At 73.4% G+C, this 11,434-nt stretch carries 6 protein-coding genes; 5 read left to right on the plus strand and 1 reads right to left on the minus strand.

Annotated features, from left to right (window positions below):
• The 5 genes from drmA to CED_RS10250 form a co-directional block, all read left to right on the plus strand.
• Positions 1-4,101, plus strand: a 4,101-nt coding sequence (drmA, locus tag CED_RS10230) for a DISARM system helicase DrmA (protein ID WP_369807813.1), incomplete at its 5' end; no start/stop codon positions are given.
• The gene (gene drmB / locus CED_RS10235; protein WP_011437072.1) at positions 4,101-6,029 is read left to right on the plus strand and encodes a DUF1998 domain-containing protein; all 1,929 of its coding nucleotides are present in this window, start codon (positions 4,101-4,103) and stop codon (positions 6,027-6,029) included. The genes drmA and drmB, both read left to right, overlap by 1 nt.
• On the plus strand, positions 6,026-8,266 hold the full coding sequence (locus CED_RS10240; RefSeq protein WP_051868751.1) for a class I SAM-dependent DNA methyltransferase: 2,241 nt from the start codon (positions 6,026-6,028) through the stop codon (positions 8,264-8,266). The genes drmB and CED_RS10240 overlap by 4 nt, the downstream gene beginning before the upstream one ends.
• A 197-nt stretch (positions 8,267-8,463) precedes the next feature.
• Complete coding sequence (locus CED_RS10245) at positions 8,464-9,999, plus strand: serine/threonine-protein kinase (protein ID WP_035732424.1); 1,536 nt, start codon at positions 8,464-8,466, stop codon at positions 9,997-9,999.
• Between the two features lie 245 nt (positions 10,000-10,244).
• Positions 10,245-10,889: a DUF402 domain-containing protein gene (locus tag CED_RS10250; protein WP_235187009.1), complete on the plus strand. Its 645-nt coding sequence runs from the start codon at positions 10,245-10,247 to the stop codon at positions 10,887-10,889.
• 19 nt (positions 10,890-10,908) lie between these two features.
• Here the strand turns inward: CED_RS10250 and CED_RS10255 are convergent, their stop codons facing one another.
• Positions 10,909-11,370: a TIGR03668 family PPOX class F420-dependent oxidoreductase gene (locus CED_RS10255; RefSeq protein ID WP_035910246.1), complete on the minus strand. Its 462-nt coding sequence runs from the start codon at positions 11,368-11,370 to the stop codon at positions 10,909-10,911.
• Positions 11,371-11,434 lie beyond the last annotated feature (64 nt).

Here is an 11,434-nt window from a genome sequence, read left to right on the forward strand (position 1 = left end):
GGGCTGTTCCCCGTGCCGCGGGGGATCCCAGGGGCGCTGGGGGCGCCGCCGTCGCCTGCCGCGCCGGGGGGCGCGGCGGGCGACGGCACCGGTGCGGGCGACGGGGCCGGTGCGGGCGCCGACGGCCGTACGGCCGCGGAGGTCCTCGACGCGCCACAGCTCTTCGAGCCGGCGGCGTCCTATGAGGTCCGGGATGCCTTCGCCGAACTCGTCCGCCGGGATCTGCTCGGCCCGTGGGGCGGCGAGCGCGAGCAGTTCCACCCCAGGGCGATGGGCCCGCGCGAGCGGTACCTCGTCGGCATGCTCGGGCCGAAGCCGGCTCCGCGCGGTGCCCGGGAGGCCGCCGCCGCGGACGTCGTCGCCGACACGGAGACGGCTGTGCAGGGCGACGCGGACGCCGACCTGCCGGAGATCGCCACCCCGCAGAACCGGGGGCGGATCTGGGCGTCGTCGATGGGACTCTCCTTCGCCGTGCCGGCCGGAACTGACGTGCCGGCCGGAACCGACGGCACGGATCCGGTCGACGTCCTCGCCGTCACGGCGGCCTGGGGGCATTACACCAAGCGGGAGGTGGAGGACGACGAGGGCCGCAAGCGCAGCGCGTGGACCCGCGAACCGGTGGTCTTCGCGAACCGGGAGATCCGCCTGGACGATCACCTGGGCGCCGGTTCTCGGCGGATGCCGCTCGTCGGCGACGACGAGACCGGGGTCTTCCTCGTCGTCGCCGTCCGCGAGCGCGGTGCCCGTCGCGTCGTCGAGCTGACGCTGGTCAACAGCCAACCGGAGCCGCACTCGTCCGCGGACACGGCGTGGCTGTTCCAGCCGACGCTGTCGGTGACCGCGCTGGACGGCGCGCGCGCCGTCTTCCTGCCCGTCGACGATCCCGCGGACGAGTGGTCCGGCCCCGGTCTCGGTTTCGGCCCCGGCCCCGGCTCCCCCGGGGGCGGCGCGCCGCTCGCCGGCGCGCCGCCCCTCGACGCGGATCACGAGGATCTGCATCTCCAGCTGCTGTACCGGGGGGAGCGTCGCTACGCGACCGGTCGCAATGTCGCGGTGCATCCGCACGTCCGGCCCGGTGAGCGGTGCGCCCACCGGCTGGAGACCACCTGGCTGCCCACCTACGACGTGCCGGCGACGGTCGCGCCCGCCGGGCCCGGCACGCCGCTGGCCGGGGTCGAACTGGCCATGGACACTCTCGCCGTGGCCGGGCCCGCCGCCCTGCGGCGCGGGTTGACGCCCCTCGCCGACGGTTACGCATCCTGGCTCGACGAGCGCGAGGCCGAGGTCGCGGGCCTGCCGGCGCGGCTGCGCCCGGCCGCTCGCACGGCAATCGGCGACGCCCGCCGAGCGGCGGACCGTATCCGGGCCGGTATCGCCCTGCTCACCGACCAGGACCAGCCGCGCCACCGCGAGGCGCTGGCCGCGTTCCAGTTCGCCAACGAGGCGATGGCCGCCCAGCGCCGGCACACGGCGATCGCCCGGCTGCGCGACGAGCAGGGGCTGGACTACGCTGCGGCCGCCGCTGCTGTGCGGGCCCGGGGCGCGGGGGAGGCCTCCTGGCGGCCGTTCCAGCTCGGCTTCGTGCTGCTCAACCTGCCCTCCCTGACCGACCCGGCGCACCCGGAGCGGGCCGCGGACGCCACCGCCGTCGTCGACCTGCTGTTCTTCCCCACCGGCGGCGGCAAGACCGAGGCCTACCTCGGCCTGACCGCCTACACCTTCGCGATCCGCCGCCTACAGGGGACCGTCGGCACCGGCGCCGCGGCCCGCTCCGGCGAGGCCGGGGTCGCCGTCCTCATGCGGTACACGCTGCGGCTGCTCACCGCCCAGCAGTTCCAGCGGGCCGCCACCCTGGTCTGCGCCGCCGAGGTGCAGCGCCGTGCGAACCCGGCGACCTGGGGTGCCACGCCGTTCCGCATCGGTCTGTGGGTCGGCGGCGGGGTGTCCCCGAACCGGTTCGAGGACGCCCGCGACCAGGTCGGCGAGGCGCGCGAGGCCGGCGACGGCAAGCGGGCCAACGTCCTGCAGACCCTGGGCTGCCCGTGGTGCGGCAGCGCGCTCGGGGCCCATACCGACGCCCACGTCGACGAGGACCTCCGCCGGGTGCTGCTGTACTGCCCGAACGGCGAGGGGGCCGACGCCTGCCCGTTCTCCCGGCGGGCGGCGCCCGACGAGGGCCTGCCGGTGCTCACCGTCGACGAGGAGATCTACCGCTACGCCCCGAGCCTGGTCATCGCCACCGTCGACAAACTCGCCCAGCTGCCCTGGCGCGGCGAGGCGGGGATCCTGTTCGGCCGGGTGAGCCGACGCTGTCCCCGACACGGGTACCGCCACGACGACCTCGACGCCCGCACCGGCTGCGGCGAGCGTCACCACAGCCGCGGCAGGCGGCCCGCCGTGACCAGCGAGCCGGTCGTCCGGCTGCGCCCGCCCGATCTGATCATTCAGGACGAGCTGCATCTGATCTCCGGTGCGCTCGGCACCACCGTCGGCCTGTTCGAGAGCGCGGTCGACGAGCTGTGCACCTGGCCGGTCCCGGCCGGCGCGCTCACCGGCCCGAAGATCGTGGCCTCGACGGCGACCACCAGGCGGGCTCGCGACCAGGTGCTCGGCGTCTTCGGCCGCGGCCTCGCCGTCTTCCCGCCCCAGGTGATCGACGTGACCGATACGTTCTTCTCCCGGCGGGTCCCGGTCACCCCCGCCACCCCGGGCCGGCGCTACCTCGGCGTCTGCGCGCACGGGACGAGGATGAAGTCCGCCGAGATCCGCCTCGCCGAGATCCTGCTCCTCGCCGGCCAGACCCTGTTCGACCGGCACGGCNCCCCCGCCGAGCCCTATCTGACCCTCGTCGGCTACTTCAACGCCACTCGCGAGCTCGCCGGCATGCGCCGCTACCTCGACGACGACGTCACCACCCGGGTGCGTACCCACGGCCGGCGCAAGGGGCTCGCCAACCGCATCGTCACCGGTACCGGCATGCTCGCGATCTCGGAGCTGACCTCCCGGGTCTCGTCGGCGGACATCAGCGAGGTGCTGGGCCGCCTGGAGATCCCCTTCGACCCCGAGCTCGACACCTCCGCGCGGCGGGAGGCCGTCGCCGAGAACGTCCGCGCATCGTTCCGGAGCAGGGAGCGGGACCGGCGGGCACCGCACCCCCTCGCCGAGCGCACCCGCGCCCGGAGCAACCAGGACCGGATCCCGGTCGACGTGGTGCTCGCGACTTCGATGCTCCAGGTCGGGGTGGACGTCTCCCGGTTCGGGCTGATGGCCGTGATCGGCCAGCCGAAGAACACCGCCGAGTACATCCAGGCGTCCTCCCGGGTCGGCCGGGACGCCGGCCGCCCGGGTCTTGTCGTCACCCTGTACAACTGGGCCCGGCCGCGGGATCTCGCTCACTACGAGGACTTCGAGTACTACCATGCGACCTTCTACCGGCAGGTGGAGGCGCTGTCCGTGACCCCGTTCNCCNGCCGCTCCCTCGACCGGACCGCCACCGGCACGTTCGTCGCCGCCGTCCGGCACGCCGACGAGGCGAACACTCGCAACGTCAACGCCCACGACGTGGACCTCGCCGGCCCGACGGTCAGTGGAGTGATCGACCGGCTGCTGGCCCGCGCCGAGGCCGTCGCCGGGCCGCGCGGCCGGGAGTACCTCGAAGAACGGATCCGGCAGCTGATCGAGAGGTGGGAGCTGACGAGGACGGGCCCGTCCCGCATCGGTTATCGCACGGCCGGGGGACAGCAGCGGGTCACCGGCCTGCTGGAGCCCGCCGGGCACGTCCGCTGGGACGTTCTCACCGTCGCCCAGTCGATGCGGGAGACCGAGCGCGAGATCAACCTGCTGGTGCCCGGCCCCGCCGAGATCTTCACCCCCGCCTACGGCGAGCCGGGCTGGGCGTTCGGCGCGCCGCCGGACGCCGACGGTACCGGTGAGATCGGCAGCAGCGGTGAGATCGGCAGCAGCGAGGTGGACGACAGGGACGAGGTGGACGACGAGGCCGCCCCGGTCGGGGACGAGCTGGGGGAGACGGCCTTCGCGGCGGCACGGGCGGGCCGTCCGGCGCGGTCGGCCCGCGCAGCGCTCCCGGGGAGGGGTATCTGATGGTCACGGCGTTCCACCGGCGGGTCGGCGCGGTCCGGCCCAGCCACCTGATGTTCACCAGCGGTGTCGGCGCGCTCGTCGACCTGCCGAACTTCTCCGCGATCGTCCGCGGCGTTGACGACTGGGACTACCGCAACGTCCCCGAGTACCAGCCGATCGTCGAGCCGCGGTTGCTCGCCGCCGTGCGGCGGCTGTACGACCGGGGCGTCACCGAGCTGCGCCCGGCCCCATGGGCGGAGACCGATGCGGGCGACCGCAGCGGGCAGGGCGCCCGCATCGGCGTGCCCACCGTGCCGTTCCCGAACTGGCTGCGCTGCACCGCCTGCAACGAGCTGGACGTGATCGCCTCCCGCGCGTTCGGGTTCGAGAACCCGTGGCTGACCCGGCCCCAGGACGCCCGCTTCTTCCACGGCACCTGCGGGCGGAAGAAGACCGGCCGCCGGCCGCTCGCGGTGGCGGCCCGTTTCGTGCTCGCCTGCACCGCGGGTCATCTCGACGACTTCCCCTACCCGATGTTCGTGCACCGGGGCGCGCAGTGCGCCAGGGCGAGTCATCCCCGGCTGCGGATGGAGGACCGTGGCGGCAACCTCGGCGCCAACGTCGAGATCCGGTGCGTGAACTGCGACGCCCGGCGCAACATCCGGGAGGCCATGGGTCGTCGCGGTGCGGGGCACCTGCCACGCTGCCGGGGCCGCCATCCCCACCTGGGGACCTTCGCCGATGGCGGGTGCCCGCAGGAGTCCCGCCTGCTCGTCGTCGGCGCCTCCAACCAGTGGTTCGCCCAGACGCTGTCGGTGCTGTCGGTGCCGCGGACTGGCGCCAGCGAGCTGGCGGTCAAGGTCGAACAGCACTGGGAGGTCTTCGAAAAGATCAACAATATGGCGATTCTGGACTTTGCCCGCTCAGCGCCGATCCCGGTGTTCCGTCAGCTGGAGAAGTGGTCGAACGCCGAGATCTGGGCCGCGGTCGAGCGGCATCGCGCCGCGATCGAAACCGGCCCGGCCCCGGGTTCCGACGCCGACGGCGAGCGGGCCTACCCGGATCTGCGCACCCCGGAATGGGAGATCTTCTCCTCCGCCGTCCTCCCGGAACCCACCGACGATTTCGCCCTGCGCCGCGAGCCCGGCGGTGTGCCGGCACCGCTTGCCGGCTGCTACGCCGACGTCGTGCAGGCCGAACGCCTGCGGGAGGTACGGGCGCTGACCGGGTTCACCCGGCTGGACGCGCCCGACCCGGACGACCCCGACCTCGTCATCCGGGCGCCGCTGGCCCGTGGGCCGGCTTCCTGGGTACCGGCGAGCGAGGTCCGCGGCGAGGGCATGTTCCTGCGGGTGCCCGAGGAGATCCTCGGCCCGTGGGCGCGCCGCGTCGCGGACAGTGTCGCGATGCGCGAGCACCGCGACGCCTACAGCCGATTCCGGGTGAACCGCTACTCCGACCGGATCGCCGGGGACTTCGACCCCATGCAGGGCTGGCCCGGGGAGCGCTTCCTCGCCCTGCACACCCTGTCCCACCTGCTTATCCGGACTATCGCGCTGGAGTGCGGCTACAGCTCGGCCAGCCTGAGCGAACGCATCTACGCCGGGGACGACGGCGACCCGCGCGGCGGCATCCTCATCTACACGGCCGTCCCGGACGCGGAGGGCACCCTGGGCGGGCTGGTGTCGCTGGCCGAGCCCGACCAGCTGCTCCGGCTGACCCGCCGGGCCCTCGCCGACGCCCGGCACTGCTCGTCCGATCCGCTGTGCGCCGAGCGGCTGCCGTCGGCGCCCGCCGACTTCCTGCACGGAGCCGCCTGCCACGTCTGCCTGTTCGTGTCCGAGACGACCTGCGAGCGTGGCAACCGCTTCCTCGACCGCCGGTTCGTCGTGCCCCTCGGAGACGAGCCGCAGGACCGCGCCCTCGCCCTGTTCGGCGGGCTGCCGTGAACGGGCTGCCGGTGAAGACCAGCGGCCGGGACACGGCGAGCTCCGCGGCTGTCACGGCCACGGCCACGGCCACGGCCACGGCCGCAGACACGGCCACGGTCACCGCCACCGACATCGCCCGGCTGGCCGGAGTCGGGCGGGCCGCGGTCAGTAACTGGCGGCGCCGGTTCGCCGACTTTCCCGCACCCGTCGGGGGGACGTCGACCAGCCCGCTGTTCGCGCTGGCCTCCGTGGCGGACTGGCTCGCCCGGCATGACCGACCGTTCCAGGTCGAGGCGGCCGACCAGGTGTGGCAGCGGATCCGGGGGGCCGTCGATGATCCACGCCTCGGTGAGGTGACCGGCCATCTCGGGGGTTTCCTCATTTATCGTCAGCGGGATCCCGCGGGCGCCACGGCACTGCTCGGGGAGAGCGACGCGGTGGCGGCCGTATCCCTGGAACCGGCGATCGCCCGCGCCGTGCCGGAGCTTCCCGGTGGTTTCCCCGATACCTGGGAGACCGGGTGGGTGGCGATCGCCCGGGTCGCCGCCGAGGCGGCGGACCGGCACGGCCACGCGGAGCTCTTCGACGCGCTGCGCGCCCGCTACCGCGAGGTCTGCTCCCGGCAGGTGGCGGAGCCTCCGCGGGCGGTCGGGGAGCTGATGGTGACCCTCGCCGGCCTGCGCGGCCGGTCGGGGGCCGCCACGGTGCTCGACCCGGCCTGCGGGATCGGCGGGCTGTTGGAGGCCGCCCGGGCCGCGGGGGCGGGCCGCCTGCTCGGCCAGGATGTCAACCCGACGATGGCGCGGGTGAGCGCCGTCGGACTGCTGCTGCGGGGTGGTGACGCGCGGATCGTCGCGGGCGATTCGCTGCTCGCCGGCACCTTCGCCGGGGAACGGGCCGACGCGGTCCTGTGCGCCCCGCCGTTCGGGCAGCGTTCCTGGGGCTACGACGAGCTGCTCGGCGCGCCGTGGTGGCGCCACGGTGTTCCACCGCGGGGGGAACCCGAGCTGGCCTGGGTGCAGTACTGCCTGGCGCACGCCCGGGACGGCGCGCAGGTGCTGGTCATCATGCCGGCGGCCGCCGCGTCGCGCCGTGCCGGGCGCCGCATCAGGGCGAACCTGCTGCGCGCCGGGGAGTTGCGCGCCGTGCTGGGGCTGCCGCCCGGTCTGTTCCCGGCGGGATCGGCCCCGGATCTGTGGGTGCTCCGCCGCGGGGCCGGCCCCGATGCCGGTGCCGGTTCCGATGCCGGTGCCGGCGGGGCCGGGGCGACGCCCGCTCAGGTGCTGCTGGGCCTGGCGCGCGATGAGATCGCCGTCGTCGAAGCGGCCTGGGCGTTGTTCGTCGCCGCTGGCGGGTTCGGCGGCGACACCGCCGCCCAGGCGGACCAGGTGGCCGACGACGCCGATCTGCCGGCGGGATTCCGGCGGATATGCGTTGCGGACCTCCTCGACGACGAGGTCGACGTGAGCCCGCGACGCTACATCGACCATCCTCCGGAAAGAACCGCTGTCGGTGAATTTCCCGCGGTCGGTGAATTCCCCGCTGTCCGGGAGGATTTCCTGGCGACGGTGGCCTCGTTGTCCTCGGCGGTTCCCCTCCTGACCCCACCGAGGGGATCCGGACCGGCGGACCGGCCGGCTTCGTTGAGCGTCACGTCGAGCGTCACGATCGGTGAGTTGGCAAAAGCCGGATCGTTGACGATCCTGATGGCCCCGTTGCAGACCAGGGCCGGGGTCGGTGACCTGCCGTTGCTCACCGCGGGCGATGTCCGGCATGGGCGGGGCCCGTCGAGCCGGACGGAGGAACTGGCCGGAATGCTCGTTCTCCGGCCCGGCGACGTCGTCTGTGTGACGGCGTCGGGGGAGAGCACGGCCCGAGTCGTCGAGGACGCGGGCGCCGTTCTCGGGCCGCGGGTGGTGCTCCTGCGGGGCGATCCCGACCGGCTCGATCCGTACTTCCTGGCCGGGATCCTGCGGGCGGCAGGCCATCGGGCGCACGGGCGATCCGGTGGTGGCGCGGATGCCCAGGCCGCCGGTCGCTCGGGTGGATCGTCGCCGCGCGCCGACCCGCGGCGGGTCCGGATACCGGTTCTCCCGCTGGCCGAACAGCGTTCCCGGGGGCTCGACTTCCAGCGCCTCACGATGGTCGAGAAGTCGCTGCGCAACGCGGTGGAACTGGCCGAGACCATCGTCCGGCTCGGTCATCTCGGAATCGCCGACGGAAGCCTGCGGGGCGGGGAGACAGGTCCCGGGTAATGACACCCCTGCCCGGTACACAGGTCCGGCCGAAGCCTTCTCCTGGTGACGCTGAAGGCGGCGCGGTGCAGCCCGGATCAGCAACTCGACAATGCCGTGGCCGGCCGACAATGCCGTGGCCGATGCCGTTTCCGGGTGGGGGTAGTGTTCCCGGGGATCGGGCGGGAAGGGACGGGGGCACGGTGGCCGCGCGGTGGATGATCGACAGGCGGTATGAGCTCGAGGCTGTTCCATTGGCCAAGGGCGGAATGGGTGAGGTCTGGGTCGGCCGGGATGTGAAACTCGACCGGGAGATCGCGGTCAAGTTCGTCCGTTTTCCCGACGGCCAGCCCGACCAGGAGCTGATCCGCCGGTTCATCCGGGAGTCCCGCATCACCGCCCGCCTGCTGCATCCGGGGGTGCCGGCGGTGTACGACGCGGGTACCCACGAGGAGCGTCCCTACCTGGTCATGCAGCGGGTGCACGGCCTCAGCGTGGCGGATCTCGTCGCCGAGCAAGGCGCGCTGCCCGTCGGCTGGGCCGCCGCGATTGCCGCCCAGGTGGCCTCGGTGCTCGCGGTGGCGCATCGGGCGTCGCTCGTGCACCGCGACCTCAAACCGGCGAATCTGATGCTGGAGCCGGACGGTACCGTGAAGGTGCTGGACTTCGGGCTTGCCGTTGCGCTCGACCGGACCAACCTGTCGAAGATCACGGTGACCGGCCAGCACCTCGGCAGCCCTGCCTACATGGCGCCCGAGCAGGTGCTTGCCGGCCTGAGCACGCCCGCCACCGACATCTACGCGCTGGGTGCCACGCTGTTCGAGATGTTGACCGGTCAGCGGCTGTTCGCCGGTGCGTCGTCCTACACGGTGATGAACAAGCAGGTCGAGGAGGTCCCGGCGCGGGTGCGGTCGCTGCGCGCCGACGTGCCGCGCGGCCTCGACGAGCTGGTCGCCGCGATGCTGAGCAAGGCACCGGAGGATCGCCCGTGCGGCGTGGAGAAGGTGTACGCGGCGTTGATCGGATCCGTGGTGGACCTCGGCCCGCTTCCCGGGGCCGTCGACGACGCCGTGGACAACCCGGTACGGATGTACGCGGCGGTCGCGGGCCGGGTGGTACCGCGCGGGGCGGCCCGGAACACCGCCGCCTCCACACGGGGATCCGCCGCTGGACCGCCCGGGGAATCCGGTGGCGGGGTCGGGCGGTCCGAGCTTCGTCGTGCCCGGGACGAGGCTCGGACGTTGGCCCGGGCTTCCCGCTACAGCCAGGCCGCCGGTGTGCTGGCGGCGGCGGTGGACCGGGCCGGTCGTGCCCTCGGCCACGACAGCGCGGACGTGCTCGCGCTCCGTCTCGATCTGGCGGACCACCTGTTCGAGGGCGGTGACTTCCGCCGCGCCGTGGACGGCTACCGCACGCTTCTCGTCGATCTCGTCCACCGGGACGCTCCGGACAGCGAGCGGGTTCTGCGCTGCCGTCTGCGGGAGGCGACCTGCCGGGCCCTGATCGGTGAGACCGGCCAGGCGCTCGAACAGCTTCGTGGGCTGCTGGAGGACGAGATCAGGGTGTTCGGTGCGGACGACGCCCAGGTCTTCGAGCTGCGACGGCAGATCGGGCTGTTGCAGCTCGGCGCCGGCCATCGGGCGTCGGCCACCGAGACCCTATCGGCGCTGCTCGCCGATCTGCTCAGGGTCTGGGGGATGGAGCATCCGATGGTGCCCGTCGTCCGGGAGCTGCTGGCCGGTGCCGTCGGTTGATCGACGGCGGAATCGACCGTCACGAGCGTCCCATCCCGTCTGTTGTGAGGTTGTGGCGGGGGACACGCCGGGGCGGGGCGGCACCGTACAGTCGGACGGTGACGAAGCCGGAAAGCCCCGTGGCGTACGATCCCGGTTCCCAGGCTGGTCCCCATCCCGGTCCCCAGGCATCGCCACCGCCCGCTTCGGGCGCCGCACCGGCGGGTCCGTTCGTCCCNGGCGGNTTTGTCCCGGGCGAAGTGGTCGTGCACCGGTCGTTCACCACCAAGCGGCTCGTCTTCGTCCGCGCGGGTCACGTGGTCGGCCACGATGAGCGCGGCCTGCGGCTGTGGATCCCGCACGGCTGCCCGATGGCCGTCGAGCTGAGCACGGACGGTCGCGGCCTGCGCGACATGCCGTTCGCCGAATGGATCCGCCAATCTACGGTGCTGGTGACGAGGCCCTGGCCTGGGCCGAACATCCTCATGCTGATCCCGCCGGCGGGCGCACACTCGGTGTGGTGGTTCTGGGACCGGCAGGGGCGGNTCGCCCGTTGGTACATCAATCTCGAGGCACCCGCCGTGGCCTGGCGCTACGACGGACTCGTCGGGGTGGATACGACCGACCACGACCTCGACCTGTGGGTCTGCCCGGACCGGACCTGGCAGTGGAAGGACGAGCACGAGCTCGCGGAACGGCTCGCGTTTCCCGAGCACTACTGGGTCACCGACGCGGCGGCGGTGCGGGCCGAGGGCGAGCGGCTGCTGCGGCTCGTCGAGGCGAGGGCGTTCCCGTTCGACGGCACCTGGTGCGATTTCCAGCCGGACCCGTCCTGGCGCACACCGGATACCCTGCCTCCCGGCTGGGACCGCCCGCGGGCGCCGGGTACGACCGAAACNGGCCCGCGCTGAGGGCGATGTCAACAGCCGGCTACGCCGAGAAGGCCCACCCTGACCAGCGGGCCACCGTCACGATGATTGCCGGCCCGGCGGGCGGGGCAGCCTGGTACTGGTCATATCGGGCGATGAGCAGTTCGACGGCGGGGGCGTGTCCGGGTTCTCCCGCCCGGACGATGCGGGCCTCGCCGTCGGCGCGCGCCCACCACAGCCGCGACCAGTCGTCGTCGTAGGCGTCGACGAGCAGGCTGACCTGAGGATTCTCGGTGATGTTGCGCAGGCGCCGCAGACCCCCGAGCGTGCTCTTCGGTTTGTGATCGACTGCGGTGACGACGCTGGCGGCGCCCGCGTTCACGGCGCCCGCGTTCACGGCGCCCGCGTTCACGGCGAAGGTGACGGGCACGATGTGTGGACGTCCGTCGCCACCGGCGGTGGCGAGCCGGGCGACCCGCGCCGCGGNGAACCGGGNGCGGGCCTCGACGTCGGTCAGCCGCACGGTCCCACCGTAGGATCCCACCGGATGGAGGCGACCACAGGGGGCGGGACGCGATGCGTCGTCC

It is taken from the genome of Frankia sp. CeD, assembly GCF_000732115.1.
In the GTDB taxonomy this organism is placed as follows: Bacteria; Actinomycetota; Actinomycetes; order Frankiales; family Frankiaceae; genus Frankia; species Frankia casuarinae.

Excerpts from the sequence above, each read along its gene's own strand:
- drmB (WP_011437072.1), top strand. The coding sequence starts at position 4,101 with ATGGTCACGGCGTTCCACCGGCGGGTCGGCGCGGTCCGGCCCAGCCAC.
- CED_RS10245 (WP_035732424.1), top strand. The coding sequence starts at position 8,464 with ATGATCGACAGGCGGTATGAGCTCGAGGCTGTTCCATTGGCCAAGGGC.